The organism is Nocardia sp. NPDC051787, from assembly GCF_040681325.1.
GTDB lineage: Bacteria > Actinomycetota > Actinomycetes > Mycobacteriales > Mycobacteriaceae > Nocardia.
On record NZ_JBFAYO010000016.1, the window covers coordinates 1 to 18,057 of the forward strand.

General features: G+C 68.2%; 20 protein-coding genes. 12 read left to right on the forward strand and 8 right to left on the reverse strand.

Annotated features, from left to right (window positions below; translation table 11 throughout):
• Positions 1–116: 116 nt before the first annotated feature.
• Complete coding sequence (locus AB0M45_RS18250; RefSeq protein ID WP_364329955.1) at positions 117–326, forward strand: DUF397 domain-containing protein; 210 nt, start codon at positions 117–119, stop codon at positions 324–326.
• Positions 327–587: 261 nt separating this feature from the next.
• On the opposite strand, the gene AB0M45_RS18255 is transcribed toward AB0M45_RS18250, so the two are convergent.
• The 5 genes from AB0M45_RS18255 to AB0M45_RS18275 form a co-directional block, all read right to left on the reverse strand.
• Positions 588–1,412 (reverse strand): class II fructose-bisphosphate aldolase, encoded by an 825-nt coding sequence (locus tag AB0M45_RS18255; protein ID WP_364329958.1) that lies wholly within the window; start codon positions 1,410–1,412, stop codon positions 588–590.
• Positions 1,413–1,437: 25 nt separating this feature from the next.
• The gene (locus AB0M45_RS18260; RefSeq protein WP_364329961.1) at positions 1,438–2,391 is read right to left on the reverse strand and encodes a 1-phosphofructokinase; all 954 of its coding nucleotides are present in this window, start codon (positions 2,389–2,391) and stop codon (positions 1,438–1,440) included.
• Positions 2,388–3,548 carry an amidohydrolase family protein gene (locus tag AB0M45_RS18265; RefSeq protein WP_364329964.1) on the reverse strand — a complete coding sequence of 387 codons (1,161 nt, stop codon included), beginning with the start codon at positions 3,546–3,548 and terminating at the stop codon, positions 2,388–2,390. The genes AB0M45_RS18260 and AB0M45_RS18265 overlap by 4 nt, the downstream gene beginning before the upstream one ends.
• Before the next feature lie 223 nt (positions 3,549–3,771).
• Positions 3,772–5,022, reverse strand: coding sequence for an ROK family protein (locus AB0M45_RS18270; RefSeq protein ID WP_364329967.1), 1,251 nt, complete (start codon positions 5,020–5,022; stop codon positions 3,772–3,774).
• A 107-nt stretch (positions 5,023–5,129) separates the two neighbouring features.
• A complete protein-coding gene (locus AB0M45_RS18275; protein ID WP_364329970.1) occupies positions 5,130–6,035 on the reverse strand; it encodes a sugar isomerase in 906 nt (301 codons plus the stop codon).
• 160 nt (positions 6,036–6,195) lie between these two features.
• Between AB0M45_RS18275 and AB0M45_RS18280 the strand changes: the two genes are divergently transcribed.
• The 5 genes from AB0M45_RS18280 to AB0M45_RS18300 all read left to right on the forward strand — a co-directional run bounded on the left by AB0M45_RS18280 (position 6,196) and on the right by AB0M45_RS18300 (position 10,870).
• The gene (locus tag AB0M45_RS18280) at positions 6,196–7,446 is read left to right on the forward strand and encodes an extracellular solute-binding protein (RefSeq protein WP_364329973.1); all 1,251 of its coding nucleotides are present in this window, start codon (positions 6,196–6,198) and stop codon (positions 7,444–7,446) included.
• 1 nt (position 7,447) lies between these two features.
• Positions 7,448–8,329 carry a sugar ABC transporter permease gene (locus AB0M45_RS18285; RefSeq protein WP_364329976.1) on the forward strand — a complete coding sequence of 294 codons (882 nt, stop codon included), beginning with the start codon at positions 7,448–7,450 and terminating at the stop codon, positions 8,327–8,329.
• Positions 8,326–9,225, forward strand: a complete 900-nt coding sequence (locus tag AB0M45_RS18290) for a carbohydrate ABC transporter permease (protein ID WP_364329978.1) — start codon at positions 8,326–8,328, stop codon at positions 9,223–9,225. Before AB0M45_RS18285 ends, AB0M45_RS18290 begins: the two co-directional genes overlap by 4 nt.
• A 118-nt stretch (positions 9,226–9,343) precedes the next feature.
• Positions 9,344–10,003, forward strand: a complete 660-nt coding sequence (locus tag AB0M45_RS18295; protein WP_364329981.1) for a TetR/AcrR family transcriptional regulator — start codon at positions 9,344–9,346, stop codon at positions 10,001–10,003.
• A 75-nt stretch (positions 10,004–10,078) separates the two neighbouring features.
• Positions 10,079–10,870, forward strand: a complete 792-nt coding sequence (locus AB0M45_RS18300; protein WP_364329984.1) for a DeoR/GlpR family DNA-binding transcription regulator — start codon at positions 10,079–10,081, stop codon at positions 10,868–10,870.
• A 7-nt stretch (positions 10,871–10,877) separates the two neighbouring features.
• Here AB0M45_RS18300 and pnuC read toward each other — a convergent pair whose 3' ends face one another.
• On the reverse strand, positions 10,878–11,570 hold the full coding sequence (gene pnuC / locus AB0M45_RS18305) for a nicotinamide riboside transporter PnuC (protein WP_364329987.1): 693 nt from the start codon (positions 11,568–11,570) through the stop codon (positions 10,878–10,880).
• Between the two features lie 155 nt (positions 11,571–11,725).
• Between pnuC and AB0M45_RS18310 the strand changes: the two genes are divergently transcribed.
• The 4 genes from AB0M45_RS18310 to AB0M45_RS18325 all read left to right on the forward strand — a co-directional run bounded on the left by AB0M45_RS18310 (position 11,726) and on the right by AB0M45_RS18325 (position 15,378).
• Positions 11,726–12,529 carry an ABC transporter ATP-binding protein gene (locus AB0M45_RS18310; RefSeq protein WP_364329990.1) on the forward strand — a complete coding sequence of 268 codons (804 nt, stop codon included), beginning with the start codon at positions 11,726–11,728 and terminating at the stop codon, positions 12,527–12,529.
• Complete coding sequence (locus AB0M45_RS18315; protein ID WP_364329993.1) at positions 12,526–13,290, forward strand: ABC transporter permease subunit; 765 nt, start codon at positions 12,526–12,528, stop codon at positions 13,288–13,290. Before AB0M45_RS18310 ends, AB0M45_RS18315 begins: the two co-directional genes overlap by 4 nt.
• A gap of 112 nt (positions 13,291–13,402) precedes the next feature.
• Positions 13,403–14,200 (forward strand): ABC transporter permease subunit, encoded by a 798-nt coding sequence (locus AB0M45_RS18320; RefSeq protein WP_364329996.1) that lies wholly within the window; start codon positions 13,403–13,405, stop codon positions 14,198–14,200.
• A gap of 89 nt (positions 14,201–14,289) precedes the next feature.
• Positions 14,290–15,378, forward strand: coding sequence for an ABC transporter substrate-binding protein (locus tag AB0M45_RS18325; protein ID WP_364329999.1), 1,089 nt, complete (start codon positions 14,290–14,292; stop codon positions 15,376–15,378).
• Here AB0M45_RS18325 and AB0M45_RS18330 read toward each other — a convergent pair whose 3' ends face one another.
• Both AB0M45_RS18330 and AB0M45_RS18335 read right to left on the reverse strand, forming a co-directional pair.
• Entirely contained in the window at positions 15,379–16,416 is a 1,038-nt protein-coding gene (locus tag AB0M45_RS18330; RefSeq protein ID WP_364330002.1) for an XdhC family protein, read from the reverse strand.
• A gap of 13 nt (positions 16,417–16,429) precedes the next feature.
• Complete coding sequence (locus AB0M45_RS18335) at positions 16,430–17,026, reverse strand: NTP transferase domain-containing protein (RefSeq protein WP_364330005.1); 597 nt, start codon at positions 17,024–17,026, stop codon at positions 16,430–16,432.
• 140 nt (positions 17,027–17,166) lie between these two features.
• Between AB0M45_RS18335 and uraD the strand changes: the two genes are divergently transcribed.
• Together uraD and uraH are read left to right on the forward strand one after the other, a co-directional pair.
• On the forward strand, positions 17,167–17,670 hold the full coding sequence (gene uraD, locus AB0M45_RS18340) for a 2-oxo-4-hydroxy-4-carboxy-5-ureidoimidazoline decarboxylase (protein ID WP_364330008.1): 504 nt from the start codon (positions 17,167–17,169) through the stop codon (positions 17,668–17,670).
• A gap of 67 nt (positions 17,671–17,737) precedes the next feature.
• Positions 17,738–18,055: a hydroxyisourate hydrolase gene (gene uraH / locus AB0M45_RS18345; protein ID WP_364330012.1), complete on the forward strand. Its 318-nt coding sequence runs from the start codon at positions 17,738–17,740 to the stop codon at positions 18,053–18,055.
• Positions 18,056–18,057: the final 2 nt, after the last annotated feature.

Below are 18,057 nucleotides of genomic sequence, written 5' to 3' on the forward strand. Positions count from 1 at the left end.
CCGCGATCTGGCACAACCACACCACCGGACAACCGATCACCCGATCCTTGATCGCCTATGACCACTGACAGGCGTTCGGACTTACTCGTCTAGGTGGGCTGCAAACCATTGCGGGTATGAACGTGGGGAGAGTGACCGGCCGGTTCAAGTCGTCCCATTCCAGTGACAGTCAGGCGTGCGTAGAGGTTTGCTTCGCCGGTAACCGAGTCCTGGTTCGGGACAGCGAGTTCATGGCTTACCGGCTGCTCGGCCGGTCCTGGCTTGCACACCCACCGAGTGGTCCGTATTCACAGCGGCGATTCGAGCAGCCGAACTCGCATAGTTGAGCGAGAACCGCAACCGCCGTCACCCTGCTCCCAGCTGACTCTCAGCTTGGCTACAAGCAACACTCAGCCAGACCGGGAAGAGTAGCCCCGTCGGTGCACCCAACCGACAGCTCGACCGGTGGACAACTGCCCTGCTCCACCACCCGACCGGCCGGCGGCGCCGACTCCCTCGCCCGCGCCGCCGGCCGCTCCTTATCGGCGAGTGGCACATCGCTGAGGCAAAACGCGAGAAGGTTCCTCCGTGGTGTGCCACTCGCGGGGTCAGGCGAGGAGGTGGAGGAAGTGTTCGACTTCCGATCGGATGGCGGTGCGGGCGGGGGTGAGGTATTTGCGGGGGTCGGAGAGGGTGGGGTTGGTGGTGAGGGTGGTGCGGATGGCGGTGGTCATCTGGATATTGAGGCGGGTTGCTATGTTGATCTTGGTCATGCCGTGGTCGACTGCGGCGCGTAGGCCGTGGTCTGGGACGCCGGAGGAGCCGTGGAGTACCAGGGGGACCGGGACTTTCGCCGCCAGGCAGGCGATCAGGTCGTTGTCGAGCTCCGCGGTGCGGGCGTGCATGGCGTGCGAGGAGCCGACCGCCACCGCCAGCGCGTCGACGCCGGTGACATCGACGAACTCGACCGCCTCGTCGGGGTCGGTGCGTGCGCCTGGAGCGTGGGCGCCGTCTTTGCCGCCGACTTCGCCGAGTTCGGCTTCGATGTGCACGCCGCGGTCATGGCACCAGCGGGCGATGGTGGCGGTGGCGGCGAGGTTGGCGGCGTAGTCGAGGGTGGAGCCGTCGTACATGACCGAGCGGATACCGAGGCCGACCGCTTCATGGACCAATTCGGCGGTGGTGGCGTGGTCGAGATGGACCGCGACGGCCGCGGTGCTGTCGGCGGCGATGCGCAAACAGGCGAGGGCGAGCGGGGCGATGCTCCTGTGGTAGATCGCCGTGTTCTCCGAAAGCTGCAAAACCGCCGGCCTTTTCGCGGATTCCGCTGCGGCGGCGATCGCCTCGGCGTGCTCCAGGGTGATCACATTGAACGCGCCGAGCCCGCCCGGACGGGCCGCCGCTATCAGCTCCGGAACAGGGGTCAGCGGCATAGCTCATGCTTTCGTGCAGCGATTGTCATGGGGAAGTGTCCTGGGGTTTCGGTAGATCCAGACGTTCGACTCGGACGGTCGGGGTGAGGCGGGTCCGCAGACCGCGGTCGATCTCACCGGCCACCGGGATGACCACGGCGGACGCGGAGGTCGCTACCGCGTCGGTGAGCACGGCCGCCCATTCCGGGCTGGAGTCGGTGGAAAGGGCGGCGATCACCGCTGCCACCACGGAATCGCCTGCGCCGGTAGGGTTACCGGCGAGCGGCTCGGGGAGCGCGGCCGACCACGCGCCGTCGGCGGTCACCGCGACCATTCCTTCCGCACCGCGGGTGGCGATCACGGCGCGCACGCCGTTTTCGACGAGGGGATAGGCGGCGTTCACGATGGTGTCGGCGGTGTCGGGTTCGGCGCCGGTGAGACGACGAATTTCGCCGCGGTTCGGCGTGAGCACGATGCCCGGCACGTGGGCCGCCAGACGCAACGCCTCGCCGTCGACGTCGACGATGGTCGGAACGTCGGCCGCGATGGCGGTGCGCGCGATCTCGGCGGGAAGCGACGGTTCGATGCCGCCCGGCAACGAACCGGAGATGACCAGGCCCGCGATCTCGGGTAGCAGCCCGGCCACCCGGACGGCCAATTGCTCGGCCGCATGCGGATTGGAGACGCGGGCGCCCGGTTCCCATAGCGCGGTGGCGGTGCCGTCGTCGGATTCGCTGATCACCACGGTGCGACGCACCCAGGGCAGCGCGTGCACAAAGTCCACCGGCATCTCCAGTTCGGCGGCGGCCGCGAACGCGTGGTCGGAGAAACCGGTGGCCCTGGCGTATTTGCCGAGCTGATTCAGTACCCGCGTCACGTTGATGCCCTTGCCGCCGATGCGCTGCTCCACCGAGCGGACCCGGTGGGCCTGCCCGCGTTCGAAGCGTTCGACTCGGTAGGTCATGTCGTACGCGGGATTCATTGTCACGGTGAGGATCACGAGAACCACTGTCCACGTCTGAGCACCCGGCGCAACTGGAGATTGTCACTGACTGTCAATATGTCGGCGAAGTAGCCGGGCCGCAGGTCACCGACGTCCGCGAGCCCTAGTGCGGTGGCCGGAGTGCAGGTGGCCGCCAGCACCGCGTCCCGCAATGGGACATCGGATTCGTGCACCGCTCGCGCCACACACCGCAACAGCGTGCTGACCCCACCCGCGATCGACCCATTGGCGATTCGCGCGACCCCGTCACGCACCGTGACCGACTGTGGGCCGAGCCGGTATTCGCCGTCCCCGAGCCCGGCAGCCTGCATGGCATCGGTGACCAGCGCGACCCGCCCCGGCGCGGTCGCGAATACCAGCGCGGCGAAGCCGGGATCGACGTGCACACCGTCGCCGATCAGTTCCACGGTCACGTCCCCTGCCGCCGCGGTGACCAGAGCCGCGGCGACCGGACCCGCCTCGCGGTGATGCAGCGGCGGCATCCCGTTCGCCAGATGAGTGACCAGGCCGCCCAAGCCATTGGGGTGCAAGGAATTACGGAACGTTTCGTAGTCGGTGTCGCTGTGGCCGAGCGCGACCACCACACCGTGCTCGGCCAATCGCCTTGCGACCTCCGCGTATCCGGGGCGCTCCGGCGCGAGTGTCATCGCGCGTAGCCACCTGCCACCGGCGGCCAGCAGTTGTTCAACCAGGTCGAGATCGGGGTCCCGCAGAAATCGCGGATCCTGTGCTCCGCATCGGGCCTCGGCCAGGAAAGGCCCCTCGACGTGGATGCCTCCGAGCACGCCTTCCTCGGCCAGTTCGCGCAGGACGGCGGTCTGCGCCACCATCTCCGCGGCCGGTCCGGTGACCACGCTCGCCACCACCGTGGTGGAGCCGCTCGCATGGTGTGACTCGGCCGCCGCTCTCGCCTGCGCGGCGTCCACCGTGTCGAACCGATGCCCGAACCCGCCGTGATTGTGAATATCTACAAGCCCCGGCAGCAGCGTTCCGGAAAATGGCGGCTCGGGTGAATCCGGGTGGACGGCCCGCCACTGCGCGAACGACCGCACCGCCTCGATCCGCTCCCCGCACGTCATCACCACACCGTCTTCCAGGACGACACTCGCCGAAACGATGCGTCCCCGAATCGTCAGCTCGGAGTGCTCTGTCATGCCAGTGCTCCCTGTCGTGCGGACACTGCGGCAGGCGCCAGGACGACGCGGGCGCCCCGCTTGCCAAGTCCCATTCGGGGCGTCGGGGCCAGGTGCTGGGATAGTTCCGGCGCGGCCTTCTGGTCGGACGGCCGTGTGTCGATTCGGTCCACGGGGGCCGTCGTGACGTCCTCGTCCAGTAGGACGCCCGCTGAGCCGTGAACTGTCGCCCCGCAGCTGCGCGTCATGCGAGCGCGCCTTGCCGTGCGAGGAAGGCGGCGCCTGCCAGGCCCGCGCGGGCGCCGAATTCACCGAGGACTACCCGGGGCGTGGGTACCAGGCGCAGGCGGTCGTCCAGTGCCCGGTGTAGTGGATCGGTGAGCGCCGCGCCCGCTCCGGCGAGTCCGCCGCCGAGGATGATCAGCTCGGGGCAGGCCGCGTGCACGATGCCTACCAGTCCGTCGGCGAGTGCGTCGATCGCGTCCCGGACGACGGCGGCGGCGTCGGGGTCGGTGGCCATGAGCGCGAAAACGTCTGCGGCGCCGTCTATCCCGCGTCCCGTGCGGCGGGTGTAGGCCCGTGCGATCGCCGCGCCCGAGGCGACGGTCTCGACGCAGCCGATATTGCCGCAGGGGCAGGGCAATCCGTCGCGCCGTACGGGTATGTGCCCGTATTCGCCGACCTGTCCGTAGCCGCTGCGCACCAGTCGACCGCCGACGGACAGCGTCCCGGAGATGCCGGTGCCGAGGATGACGACGCACACGTTCTCGTGGCCCCGTCCGGCGCCGTAACGCCCTTCCGCCCAACCCGCCACGGCGACATCATGTTCGATCAGCGTCGGGATGCCCCAGCGCTCGGTGAAGCGGTCGCCGACGCGCACGTCTCGCCAGCCGACGTTGCTGCTGAACACCGCGACGGATCGAGCGACGTCGACGATTCCGGGCAGCACGACGGCCGCGCGGCCGACGCGGCGGCGATCGGATCCCGGTAGTTCGGCCAGCAATCGCTCGCCCAGCCGGCCCATGGCGTCGAAGGCGGCCGCGCCACGCGGCGTGGCGACCGCGGCGACGGCCAGCGCCGCGCCCGCGGCATCCGTGATCTCGCCTTTGATGGTGGTTCCGCCGACATCCAGCCCGAGCACGAGCGCGTCGTCGGGCAATGGCGCGGCCGACCGGGTCGCAGCCGGCGGGCCGAGCGTGGTCGCGGACTGCTCGGCCATGTCCGGTTGGGCGGGGGGCCTCGACTCCGTCGTGTGCGATCTGAGCCCGGTAGTTCCGGAGCGTGAGCGCATCCGGCGTTGCTCGGCCGGATCCGGCGCGGCGGCGGAGCGGGCGAACTTCGTTGCGGGCGCCCCGGGTTCGTTCGCGCCCGAGCGCGACCTTGTGCGCGGCGATTCGGCTTCGTCCGGTGCGGCGGCGGAGCGGGCGGACTCCGTCGCCGCACCGGATACGGTCACGCCGGAGTGCGGGGGCCTCCCCGGCTGTTCGGTTCCCATGTTCGGCACAGTAGTTGCTGGTAGCGCCCATGCCGCCGCACACGCGGCCGGAAATGAAACCCCCGCGTCGGGCGGCGGGGGTTCCGGTGCGTGCAGGGCGGGCCCGGTCATGACTTCAGGACAACGGAGCGGTTCAGGCTGCGCGGGTGGTCGGGGTCGAGGCCCAGATCGGCGGAGCGCAGGAGGCACAGCCGGTGCACCCGGACCAGATCCGCCATCGGGTCGATGTCGCGGTGTTCCAGGTGTGCGCCGGTGGCGGCGACATCCACGGCGAAGTCCGGCTCCAGCGGCCCGAAGGCCCAGACCGCGCGGCCCGGCGCGGAGATGCTGATCGGACCGTGGCGATATTCGGTCGCCAAGTACGCCTCGGTCCAGGACTGGCAGGATTCGCGCAACTTGAGCGCCGCTTCGTCGGCTACGGCCGCCGCGAATCCCATCCCGACGAAACTGATCTGCTCCGCGGCGCGCACCGCGGCCAGGGACTCGGCGGGATCGTCGGCGAGCACCGCGCGGGCCTGGGCGATCACCGGTGTCAGGTTCTCACCCAGGTGCCAGCGCAGGATGGCGAGGGTGGTCGTCGCGAAGCGGGTCTGCACCACCGACTGCTCGTCGACCTGCTCGATGCGGATCGGGTCGCCGAGGTCGAGCACGGGTGTCCCGGGGGTGGAGCAGATCACTGCCCGCGGGACGTGCGCCGGGATGGCCCGCATCGCGCGCACCACTTCGGTGGTGGTTCCGGACCGGCAGATCACCAGGTAGCGGTCGTAGTCGCGATCGCGGACCGCGCTGGCGGGCCACGCGTCGGTGACGCCGTGACCCGCGTCCTCGCGTAGCGCGGCGATCGCTTGTGACATGAAAAACGACGTGCCACAACCGATCACGGCCACACGCTCACCTGGTTGGGGTAGCAAGGCTCGGTGGTCGGCGGCGACGGTCTCGGCATGCGCCCAGTCGTCCGGCTGGGTGGCTACCTCGGTGGCCAGATACGGCGCGGGGGTGTGTTCGGGAGGCACCCGAACAGCTTCACCCCGCGTGATCGTTCATGTCAAATTTACGCTCAAACCGGTCACATATGATCACCGACCGGGCTAGATTGAGGTGCACGGACGGTGCGTCCTCCCATCATCGGTTCCTCCGTTGGCGCCCGGTGGGTAAATCTGAAAGGTTCTGCTCGTGAAAAGACCATTCCACCGCGTGCTTGCCGGAGTCGCGATGGTCACCGGCTTTGCGCTGGCCCTGTCGTCCTGCGGGTTCGGTTCGAAAGATGCCGCGGACTCCGACACCACGATCAACTTCCTCGCGCCCGCCTACAGCGACGGCGCGACGGGCACCAAGGCTCTGTGGGACGGCATCATCACCGAGTTCCAGAAGCAGAACCCGGGCATCACCGTCAATCTGCAGATGGAGTCCTGGAACTCGATCAATGACGTGGTGCGCACCAAGCTCCAGTCCACGTCCACCACCCCGGACATCCTCAATATCGACGCCTACGCCAGTTTCGCCGGCGACGGCATGCTCTACCCAGCGGCCGAAATCGTCTCCCCGCCGGTGCTAGCCGATATCCAGCCGGGATTCGCCCAGAACGCCGCCTTGAACGGCACGCAATATGCTTTGCCGCTGTTCGCCTCCACCCGCACGCTGTTCTACAACACCGAGCTGTTCGACAAGGCAGGCATCACCCGGCCGCCGAAGACCTGGGCCGAGCTGACCGACGCGGCCGAGAAAATCCAGGCACTCGGCGGCGGCGTCTCCGGGTACGGACTGCCATTGGGCAGCGAGGAGGCACAGGGGGAGACCTCCATCTGGACGTTCGGCGCGGGCGGCGCCTGGGCGGATGGCGACCGGATCACCGTGGACACCCCGGAGAACCTGGAGGGCGTGCGGGCCATGCGTGAACTCATCGACGCGGGTGCGACACAGCCGAATCCGGGCGCGACCGACCGCAAGGACGTGATCAACGCCTTCATCCAGGGCAAGATCGGCATGATCGAGGCGCTACCGCCCACCATCGGCCAGATCGCCGCGAAGAACCCCGGCCTGCGCTACGCGACCGCGCCGTCGCCGACCAAGTCCGGCGCGCCGGTCACCCTGGGGGTGGCCGATCATCTGATGGCGTTCGAGAAGGACGGCAAGAAGGCCGAGTCGATCCGGAAATTCCTCGACTACTTCTACTCCGCCGCCGTGTACGCGAATTTCGTCAAGCACGAGGGCTTCATCCCGATCACGCACAGCGCCGCGGCCGCGCTCGCCGACGACCCGGTCACCAAAGCGTTCGCCGCCACGCTCCCGGTGGCGCGGTTCTATCCCAGCAACAACCCGAAGTGGGCCGCGGCGCAGGGCGCCATCCGGCAGCAGATGGGCACCATCGCCCAAGGCGCCGACCCGGCACAGGTGTTGCGGCGAATCCAGGAAGCCGCGAAGTAGCGTGCGGCGCAGAGGCATACTCGCGGCGCTGCCGTGGATCGGGCCGTCGCTGGTCTTGATCGCGGCCATCGTCGCCTTCCCGGCCGGCTACATGGTGTGGACCAGCACCAGGGACCTCAGCGCCTACGGCCAGGACCGCGGCAGCGCCGGACTGGCCAACTACCGGGCCCTGTTCGGCATCTCGGAACTCGGCTCGGTGCTGGTCCACACAGTGGTCTGGGTGGTCGGCGTCGTGCTGATCACGCTGGTGCTGTCCGCGGCGCTGGCCAAGTTCCTGAACAAGGACTTCCCCGGCCGCACGGCGGTGCGGATGGCGATCCTGGTGCCGTGGGCGGCGTCGGTGGTGATGACCACGACCATCTTCTACTACCTGCTCGATCCGGACGTCGGCATCGCCAACCGGTTCCTGGTCGACGTCGGCGTGCTGGACCGGGGCTACGGCTTCACCAAGCAACCGACGCAGGCGTTCCTCGTGGCTATGGGTGTCGCGGTGTTCGTCTCGGTGCCGTTCACGACCTACACCATTCTGGCCGGGCTGCAATCCATTCCGGCGGAAATCGAGGAGGCGGGCCGGGTCGACGGGGCGAGCGCATGGCAGCGTTACCGCTATCTCACGCTGCCGCAGCTGCGCCCGGCGATCGCGGTGGCGACCATCATCAACATCATCAACGTGTTCAACTCACTGCCGATTCTGCAGGTGATCACCGGAAGCATCGCGGGCTTCTCCGCCGACACCACGACCACGCTGACCTTCAAGCTGATCCGGCAGAACCAGCAGATCGACACGGCCGCCGCGATGAGCGTGCTGAACTTCGCGCTGATCGTGGTCGTCATCGCGATCTACGTGAAGGTGGTCCGCCCGACCAAGGAGGTCGACCGATGACGACCCGGACCGAGGTGGCGCGAATCGAACAGGTTCCCGGCGCGCCGCAACCCGCCGCGGTTGGCGCACGTGCCAAAAGGCGGCGCTGGGAGCTCACCGCGGTCGGGGTGGTGCTGGCCGCGGTCTTCCTGCTGCCGTTCGTCGTGATGGTGCTCGGCTCGCTGAAGAGCAGGGCCGAGATCCTGCGCATCCCGCCGACGTATCTGCCGCAGTCCTGGCACCCGGACAACTACGTGACCATGTGGGACACGCCGGAGACGCCGCTGCCGTTCAACCTGGCCAGCACGATCATCATCGCGGTCTGCGCCACCGCGCTGGTGTTGCTGGTCGCGATACCGGCGGGGTACTACACGGCCCGCCATCGCTTTCCAGGCCGTGGAGTGTTTCTCGGCCTGGTGCTGGTCACCCAGATGTTGCAGCCCACCGTCCTGGTCACCGGGTTGATCCGGGAGTTCTTCGCCCTGGGCATCAACGACACCTGGCTGGCGATGATCCTGGTGAACGCGGCGTTCAACCTGTCGTTCGCGGTGTGGATCCTGCACAGTTTCTTCGCGGCGATCCCGATCGAGATCGAGGAGGCCGCGCTGCTGGACGGACTGAATCGGTGGCAGACGCTGATCCGGGTGAGCCTGCCGCTGGTGTGGCCGGGCATCGTCACGGCGACGATCTTCGTCGTGGTGGCGTGCTGGAACGAGTTCGCCGCCAGCCTGGTCGTGCTGACCACGCCGGAGAACCAGCCGCTGTCGGTGGCGCTCACCAAGTTCGTCGGTCAGTACGACACGGCGTGGCAATATGTGTTCGCGATTTCCACCGTCGGCATCATCCCGGTGGTGCTGCTGTTCGCTGTGATCGAGAAGCGCTTGGTGGCGGGGCTCACAGCGGGCAGTGTGAAATAGCCGGGACTTGGCCAGATCCCTTGTGGTCCATGGCCCCAACGCCCGCGGACGAGCCAAAGGGATCGTCGCGGATCGACGTTCGCGGCGCGGACCAGCGGTTGCCGCACGGTAGCATCGAATGGTGACACGGCAGGATCACGGAGCCAAGGACGGTCGCCACTACGGCGGGCTGACCAAGGAACAACGGGTGGCCCAGCGCCAGACCCGGCTGATCGACGCCGCGCTCGAACTATTCGGCACCCAGGGCTACGCGGCCACGTCCATCGAGCGTCTCTGTTCCTTCGCCAATGTCTCCACGCGCAGTTTCTACGAGGACATGGGCAGCCGCGAGGCACTGCTCATCGCGCTGGCGAATCGCATCACCGCGCGGGCCCTCGACCGCGCGCTCGCCGCGCTCGCCGAAACCGTGGACGAGCCGCTGGCCACCCGTGTCGTGGCGAGTTTCCGGGCGTATCTCGGGGTCACTTGCGCCGACCCGCTCCGAGCCCGAGTGTGCTACGTCGAGGTGGTGGGCGTGAGCGCCGCGGTGGAGGAGTGGCGCAGGCAGCAGCGCCGCCTGCTGTCGGCGTTGCTGGTCGGCGAGGCCGAACGCGCCATCGAGCGCGGCGAGACCGGGTCGCGGCGGCGTTTCGATCTGTTCGCTCTGGCGGTGATCGGGGCGGTCAATTCCCTAGCCCAGGAATTGGTCCAGAGCACGGCGCCGGACGAGTCACTCGGGCTCGATGAAATCTGCGCGGAAATCGCGTATTTCGTGAACGCCGGCCTGGCGCTGACTTGAGCGGAATGCCTGTGGTCATATTGTTCGCGTGCGCACCGAAACAGCGGGTTCCCCGCACGACCGGAGCGGTCTGAGATGACCGGACCGACCGATCGACCGCAACGGTGGAACCGGTTGCTGGAACTGCTCGCCGAAACCGGACGGCTCTCGGTGGAGGAAGCCGCCGAGCGGCTCGGCGTGTCCGCCGCGACCGTGCGCCGCGACTTCACCGCGCTCGCCGAACAGCAGCTGGCGACCAGGACGCACGGCGGCGTGGTGGCGACCGCCGTGGCCTATGACCTGCCCGCCCGCTACCGGCAGTCCGGCGGCGAAGCCAAGCAGCGCATCGCCGAACACGCCGCCGCCCTGATCGATCCGCACGCTGTGGTGGGAATGAACGGCGGCACCACCACGACGGCGGTGGCCAGGGCGCTGGCCGGACGGACCGACCTCGGACTGTCCGGTGACGAGCAGCTGACCATCGTCACCAACGCGCTGAACATCGCGGGCGAGATGGTGCTGCGGCCGCACGTGCGCACGATCGTGCTCGGCGGGGTGGCGCGGCGGGAGTCCTACGAGCTGCACGGACCGCTGGCCGAACGGGCGCTGGCCGAATTGCGGCTCGACGACCTCATCCTCGGCGTGAACGCGATCTCCGCCGAGGGCGGCGCCCAGTGCAGGCACATCGACGAGGCCGGGGTGACCACCGAGATGGTCCGGCGTTCCGGGCGGGTGCTGGTGGTGACCACCGCGGACAAGCTGGAGCGCACGGCCCTTGCCCGCATCTGCGGCATCGAGCAGGTGCAGCTACTGGTGACCGATTCCGACGCCGATCCCTCGGCGGTGGCGACCATCCGCGCGGCGGGCGTGCGGGTCGACGTGGTGTAGCCGCCCGTCAGTCCGGAGCGGCGACCGGCACCGGTGGCCGAAGGTTCTCGTCGCCGGGTCGCATGCTGCGGGCCCAGACGAGGAATCCCCAGGCCACGAAGCCCGCGTAGACCAGATACAGGGTGGCCGACGGGTAGTACCCGGCCCGCAGAAGCAACGGAACGCCGACGAGGTCGACCGCGATCCAGATCAACCAGAATTCGGCCAGACCGCGCGCCATGCCGTAGGTGGCCAGGACCGAACCGGTGAAGATCCATGCCTCGGCCCACGGGCCGTATGAGCCGATCCATGCGAAGAGCTGGGCGAACACCGCCGTGCCCAGCAGCATCGCCGCCACCAGCGCCACGCGTTCGCGCGTACTGGCCCAGCGCGGATCGACCCCGCGATGCTCGAGTCCGGTTTCCCGGGTCGCGTATCCATACCACCGCCACCAGCCGTAGACGCTGACCGCGATGAACATCAGCTGGCGTCCGGCCTGCCCCGCCATGTTCAGCTGCTGTGGGGTATTGAACACGCCACCGACGAACACCGTGAACAACAGGGCGTTCCCGGCGATGCCGATCGGCCAGGCCCAGACCCGCCGCCGCATGCCGCCGATCGCGGAGGCCAGGCCGAAGCCGTTGCCGATCACTTCGCGCCAGAGGATCTCCGAGCCCGCGATGTGCAGCTTGGCGTCGAGCAGCGTGCTGATCGGGTTCACCTGTCGTGCAACCAGCGCCGGGCCGCATCTCATCCGCATCGGATCGCCGCGATTCGAAATCCGCGCGGCGGCCTTCGTGCGCACCGTAACGATTGCGCAATCTGACGCCGCCATTCGCAATATCCGCGCAACCGGGTGCTCCTAGGGTGACCGTCATGAGCACGGAAAGCGGGACCGCCGGGGGGACCGGAATTCATCTCAGCGGGCTGACCAAGACCTTCCGGGTAGGGCGGAAAGTGGTGCGGGCGTTGGATTCCGTGGATCTGCACACCGAGCAGGGCGCGTTTCTGTCGCTGCTGGGGCCCTCCGGCTGCGGCAAGTCGACGGTGCTGCGTATTCTCGCCGGTCTGGAGACGCCGACCGCGGGCCGGGCGTTGATCAACGGCGAGACGCCCGCCGAGTTGCGCGGGCACCACGAGCTGGGCATCGCGTTCCAGGATTCGGCGCTGCTGCCGTGGCGGTCGGTGGAGTCGAACATCAAACTGCCGCTCCAGGTCGCCGGGATGACGCCGGAGCCGGGGCAGATCGCCGACCTGATCCGCCTGGTCGGGCTGGACGGCTTCGAGAAGGCCAAGCCCGCGCAGCTGTCCGGCGGCATGCGCCAGCGGGTCTCGATCGCGCGGGCGCTGGTGGTGAAGCCGACCGTGCTGCTGCTGGACGAACCGTTCGGCGCCCTCGACGACATGACCAGGCAGCGGCTCAATCTGGAATTGCTGCGAATCTGGACCGAGAAACCGGCGACCACGCTGATGGTCACGCACGGCATCGCGGAGGCGGTGTTCCTGTCCGACGTGGTTGCCGTGATGAGCCCGCGGCCGGGCCGGGTGCTGGAGCTGGTCGAGATCGACCTGCCGCGCCCGCGGCTGCCGGAGATGATGCGCACGCCGGAGTTCCACAAGCTGCACGATTATCTGTCCGAGCTGCTGTTCGGGAAGTCGGGAAAGGGAGGCCTGGCATGAGCGGGAGGCGCGTCATGAAGCGTTACGGCGGTGTGTTCGGCGTGCTCGGGCTGGTCGCGGTGTGGTGGATTCTCGCGACGTTCGAGGTCGCGGGCGGCACCATACCTGGCCCATGGCGGGTGCTGCACACCATGTACACCGACGGATGGGGCTTGTACGGACCCAACTTCCGGATCACCGCGGTCGGTGCGTTGCACGGGTTCGTCTGGGGCAATGGGCTGGCCATCGCGCTGGCGGTCTTGATCGTGCTCGTCCCGCCGGTCGAATCGCTGGCCACCCAGCTGGCGATCCTGAGCTACTGCACGCCGCTGCTCGCCCTCGGCCCGATCATTCTGGTCGTCTTCGGCGGGCGCACCCCGACCGTGTTCCTCGCCGCGATGTACTGCTTCTTCACCACGATGGTCGGCACCGTCGCCGGATTGCGCTCGGCCGACCGCACCAGCCTCGACCTGGTGCGCGCCTACGGTGGCGGACGCTGGCAACAGCTCTACCGGGTACAGGCGATAGCGGCGCTGCCGAGCACCTTCGCGGCGCTGAAGATCGCCGCGCCGTCCGCCGTGCTCGGCGCCATCATCGGCGAGTACCTCGGCGGCGTGGACAGCGGCATCGGAGTGGCGCTGACCGCCGCGCAGACCGCGTACAACGTGCCGCGCACCTGGGGCATGGCGCTGGCCGCCGCGGCGCTGGCCGGACTCGGCTACGCGCTGGTGGCGCTGGCCGCCCGTGTGGCCGCCCCGTGGACAGCGCAGGAGGCGCGATGATGGACGATCGCGATGCGCCCTGTCGCGCCGACCGGGTCTGGGTGTCCCCGTGGATTGCCGCCTGCGCGATGAAAAGCCGCGGACGAGCGCGCGTACCCGGAAGCGATGCGGCATGAATGTTCTGCGCCGGATCGGCCGGTTCCTGTTCCCGCTGGCTACTTCGCTGCTGCTGATGCTGCTGATCTGGTACGTCTTCCTGAAGGCGTTCCCGCAGGTCGGCCCCCGAGTCGGCAAGACACCCGGCGATATCTGGACCTATCTGGTGACGGCGCCCAACGCGGACACCGCGCGTCAGGCCATCCTCGACGATCTTCAGATCACCCTGCGGGACGCGGCTATCGGGTTCGGCGCGGGCATGCTGGCCGCGCTGGTGGTCGCCGCGTTGTTCGTGTCGTTCGCGGCGGTCGAGCAGACCTTCCTTCCGGTGGCGATGCTGCTGCGCTCGGTGCCGCTGGTGGCGTTGACCCCGATCATCGTGCTGGTCTTCGGCCGCGGCCTGGCTGGGGTCGCCGTGCTCGCCGCCATCGTGGTGTTCTTCCCTGCCCTGGTCATGATCATGGCGGGACTGCGCAACGCGCCGCGGCAGGCGCTGGAGCTGGTGGCCGCCTACGGCGGATCGCGGTGGACCGGGTTGCGCATGGTCGCCGTGCCCGCGGCGCTGCCCTCGGTGTTCGCCGCCGCCCGGATCTCGGTGCCCGGCGCGCTGATCGGTGCGCTGCTCGGCGAGTGGCTCGGCAGCGGGACCGGGCTCGGCGCCAGCCTGATCCGGGCCATCCCGACCTTCCAGTACAGCAAGCTGTGGGCCTCGATCGTCATCGTCACACTGGTCTCGGTGGTGTTGTACGCGATCGTCGGCGTCATCGAGAATCTGGTGCTCGCACGCTTCGGGCCGGAGGCGGGACGATACTGACCGCGCGGTCTGCCGGCGAAATTCGCGCAAATCCAGGCTCGGAACCTCAAAGTAAAGAATTCGAAACGCGATGCACCTAGATTCGGCCCATGACACCCGTGCAGCGCTCCACGTTCGGGCACCTGAACCGACGCACTTTTCTCCGTTATTCCTCGCTCACCGCGGCCGTGCTCGGCGGCTCGATGGCCTTGGCCGCCTGCGGCGGTGAGACAAGCGGCACCTCGGGCGGCTCGACTCCGGACGGCTCGAAATTCGGAAAGGTCGCGGTGCAGCTGTCCTGGCTGAAGAACATCGAATTCGCGGGCGAGTACTTCGCCGACGCGAGAGGCTATTTCAAGGAAGCCGGTTTCGGTGCGGTCGACCTGATCGCGGGCGGCGCGGCGAGCACGTCCGTGGAAGCGGGATTGGACACCGGGAAGGTGTGGCTGGGGCTGTCGGCGCCGCAGACCACCGCACCGGCGATTCTGGAGGGTCTGCCGGCGAAGATCGTCGCGACCACCTACCAGAAGAACCCGTTCGCGATCGTGAGTTCCGCGGCCAAGCCGATCCGGACGCCGGCGGAGATGAGGGGCCGCAAGATCGGCGTGCAGGACACCAACCAGCTGATCTTCAACGCACTGCTCACCGCCAACGGGTTGAAGCCCAGCGACGTCACCGTCGTGCCCGCGCAGTTCGACCCAACCCCGCTGGCCAACGGCGAGGTCGACGGGTGGGTCAGCTATGTGACCAACGAGCCGATCGTACTGGCCGCCAAAGGCTTCCAGAACACGCATTTCTTGTTCGCCGACTTCAACCTGCCGTTGGTCGCCGAGACGCTGACGGTCGCGCAATCCACCATCGACAAGGAGCGTGACAAGCTGAAGGCGTTCTTGGCCGCCGAGATCAAGGGCTGGAAGGACGCGGTTGCCGATCCAGCCGAGTCGGCCCGGCTCGCGGTCGAGGTGTACGGCAAGGATCAGAAGCTCGATCTGGCCGAGCAGACGAAAGAGGCCATCGCGCAGAACGATCTGGTGGTCTCGCGGGACACGGCCGCCAATGGCCTGCTCACGATGACCGACGCGCTGATCGAGCAGAATATCGCGGCGCTACGCACCGCGGAGATCGATATCAAGGCCGAGCAATTGTTCGACCTGTCCGTGCTGCGCGAGGTGTATGCCGAGAATCCCGGCCTGAAGTAACTAGATTCCGAGCCCGACAGCGGTTTTCGGGGTGACCGGAATTTCACCGCTGTAGGCGTCGATCGGTCGCGCCGGTTGCGCGGCACGTGCGGCAAGAAGTTCGGCCGCGATCGAGACCGCGACTTCGGGGGCCGTGCGCGCACCGATGTCGAAGCCCGCGGGCGAATGTAGTCGGGCGAGGGTCTCGTCGCCGAAACCGCCTGCCCGGAGGTCCTCCATGCGCCGGATGTGCACCTGGCGTGAACCCATAGCGCCGAGGTACCCCAGCTCGGGTAGTCGCAGTGCCACGGTGAGGAGCGGGATTTCGAAGGTGGGATCGTGCGCGAGCACGACGATGGCGGTGCTGCTATCGATTTCACCGGCCGCGGAGAGGGTGTTGAGATAGCGATGCGGCCAGTCGACCACGACTTCGGCGCCGGGAAACGCTTCCGGCGTAGCGAAATTGGGGCGCGAATCGCAGATCGTCACCCGGTAGCCGAGCAGCTTGGCCTGTACGGTGAGGGCGGCGGCGAAAGAATTGGCGCCGAAGATGATCAGGCGCGGGGGTGGGGCGAACGAGGCGACGAATACGTCCGAATCCGGCAGTGCGACCAGTTCGGTCGGGTGTCTTCGGTCGGTGATCAGGTGCTGGCCGATCAGGTCGGCGTCGGAGTTCCAGACCACCGTGAAGACGGTGACCCTCCGGTGCGCCGCGATCTCCGCGGCCACATCGGGGAACTCCGGGAAATGTCTTCGGGAGAACGGTTCGGTGAAGACGTCCATCATCCCCTCGCCGTTCGTACCCGCCTCGAAGCCGCCGGCTACCCCGAAGCGGTGCATCGCGCGCCGGCCGGTGCGTGCGGCTTGGAGCACGGCCTCGTACGCAATGTCCTCCAGCCCGCCCGCGGCGACCGAACCGTATACGCCGCCGTCCGGGTCGACCAGCATCGCGGAGCCCACCGGTAACGGGGCCGAACCCACCGTGCGCACGATGGTGGCCAGCCCACCGGTCCGGCCCGAGTGCCACACCCGCAACAGGTCGTCGATGATGTCCCGCATCAGCTAGCTCCGATCACCGTGCGGTCGTGGCCGGAAAGTCACGATCGATCCCCGTCGCCAAATCGTCGCACGTGACGCACACCATATCGTTTCTGCCGGTCAAATAGGTGCGAGCTCCGGAATCTCCTGCGGCGGTCCCACAAACCTCGTTCCAATGCTTGTGCGCCATAACAACGGGGTGCCCGGGTGTGTCATGGAACACAGCGCGCGCGAGGCCGCTGGGTGCCGCGAGTGCGGCGGCGAGGACCCGGGCGACTACATCGGCGCCGATGTCGGGGGTATCCACCGGCATGATCGCGGCGTAGCGCGCGGGGGTGCGGGCCGCGGCGATCAGACCGGCACGTAGTGCGGCGCTGAGCCCCGTGGCCCAGTCGGCGGCCCATACGTGCTGCACGCCCGGCGGCAGATCGACGATCTGCGGCGTCGGGCCGGTCGCGCCGAGCACAACGATCACCGGATCGCAGCCACCGTCGCGCAGTGCGGCCACCGTCGCACGCAGCCATGCGCCGCCATCGGCGAGCACTTTGGGCCGCCCGTAGCGTGTTCCCGCGCCGGCGGCGAGAACGACACCCGCGCAGGGTGCGACAGCCGGGCGGACCTGATCAGCCATGGCTATGACGGTAATACCGGGCGGTCTGCGCCGCACGACGTGAAACCAGTGCTCAGGCCGCGTTCACCTGGGCGACACGCCGAGGGTGATCTGTCCCGTTTCCGGTGGCGGTCCGCGGGGTCGTATTCGATGCTGGTCGGATGACGGATCAGCGATCTGGACTCGCGGCCTTCGACGCGCTGTCCGACGACGCGGCCTACACCGCGGTGCTCGGCTGCTGCTCGTCGCCGGGCTTCGCGCGGTCTCTGGTCGATGGCCGTCCTTACCAGGGCGTCGAGGCGCTGCTCGACGCCGCCGACGCGGTGCTGGAGCGATTGCCGGAATCCGAGCTGGAACTCGCGCTCGCGGGGCACCCCCGCATCGGAGAGCGGCCGCGCTCGGCGGCATCGGCCCGGGAACAGGCCGGGGTGGCGGGTGCGGCGGACGCGGTCCGCGCGGCGCTCGCCGAAGGCAATCGCGCCTACGAGGCACGGTTCGGACACCTCTACCTGGTATGCGCGAGCGGCAGGTCGGCCGAGGAACTGCTCGCGCTGCTCACCGTCCGGCTGCGCAATGACCCCGAGACCGAAAGGCGAGTCATGCGAACAGAACTGGCGAAGATCAACCGCATCCGGTTGCGCGCGCTGCTGGGTGAGCGGTCATGAGCGAGGGAACAGTCAGCGCAGCCACGTTCGTGGTCATGACGGAGCCGAGCGCCAGCGAGGCGCGGTCATGAGTACGTTGAGCACCCATGTGCTGGACGCGGTGCGCGGCGTACCCGCCGCGGGCGTCACGGTGACGCTGTATCAGCATGCGCGGCAGCTCGATTCGGGGGAAACTGACGCGGATGGCCGGATCCAGGCGTTGGGCGATGCGCTCGAACCGGGAACCTATCGTCTGGTGTTCGACACCGGCGCCTATTTCGCGCGCAGCGAGGTCGAAACCTTCTATCCCGAGGTCGTCGTCGCGTTCGTCGTCACCGAGGAGCGGCACTACCACGTCCCGTTGTTGTTGTCGCCGTTCGCCTTTTCCACCTACCGAGGGAGCTGAGC

Bases quoted from the DNA above. Each gene is read 5' to 3' on its own strand.
- AB0M45_RS18250 (WP_364329955.1), top strand. From the start codon at position 117: ATGAACGTGGGGAGAGTGACCGGCCGGTTCAAGTCGTCCCATTCCAGT.
- AB0M45_RS18255 (WP_364329958.1), bottom strand. From the start codon at position 1,412: ATGCCGCTGACCCCTGTTCCGGAGCTGATAGCGGCGGCCCGTCCGGGC.
- AB0M45_RS18265 (WP_364329964.1), bottom strand. From the start codon at position 3,548: ATGACAGAGCACTCCGAGCTGACGATTCGGGGACGCATCGTTTCGGCG.
- AB0M45_RS18270 (WP_364329967.1), bottom strand. From the start codon at position 5,022: ATGGGAACCGAACAGCCGGGGAGGCCCCCGCACTCCGGCGTGACCGTA.
- AB0M45_RS18290 (WP_364329978.1), top strand. From the start codon at position 8,326: ATGACGACCCGGACCGAGGTGGCGCGAATCGAACAGGTTCCCGGCGCG.
- AB0M45_RS18295 (WP_364329981.1), top strand. From the start codon at position 9,344: ATGGTGACACGGCAGGATCACGGAGCCAAGGACGGTCGCCACTACGGC.
- AB0M45_RS18300 (WP_364329984.1), top strand. From the start codon at position 10,079: ATGACCGGACCGACCGATCGACCGCAACGGTGGAACCGGTTGCTGGAA.
- AB0M45_RS18310 (WP_364329990.1), top strand. From the start codon at position 11,726: ATGAGCACGGAAAGCGGGACCGCCGGGGGGACCGGAATTCATCTCAGC.
- AB0M45_RS18315 (WP_364329993.1), top strand. From the start codon at position 12,526: ATGAGCGGGAGGCGCGTCATGAAGCGTTACGGCGGTGTGTTCGGCGTG.
- AB0M45_RS18320 (WP_364329996.1), top strand. From the start codon at position 13,403: ATGAATGTTCTGCGCCGGATCGGCCGGTTCCTGTTCCCGCTGGCTACT.
- AB0M45_RS18325 (WP_364329999.1), top strand. From the start codon at position 14,290: ATGACACCCGTGCAGCGCTCCACGTTCGGGCACCTGAACCGACGCACT.
- AB0M45_RS18330 (WP_364330002.1), bottom strand. From the start codon at position 16,416: ATGCGGGACATCATCGACGACCTGTTGCGGGTGTGGCACTCGGGCCGG.
- AB0M45_RS18335 (WP_364330005.1), bottom strand. From the start codon at position 17,026: ATGGCTGATCAGGTCCGCCCGGCTGTCGCACCCTGCGCGGGTGTCGTT.
- uraD (WP_364330008.1), top strand. From the start codon at position 17,167: ATGACGGATCAGCGATCTGGACTCGCGGCCTTCGACGCGCTGTCCGAC.
- uraH (WP_364330012.1), top strand. From the start codon at position 17,738: ATGAGTACGTTGAGCACCCATGTGCTGGACGCGGTGCGCGGCGTACCC.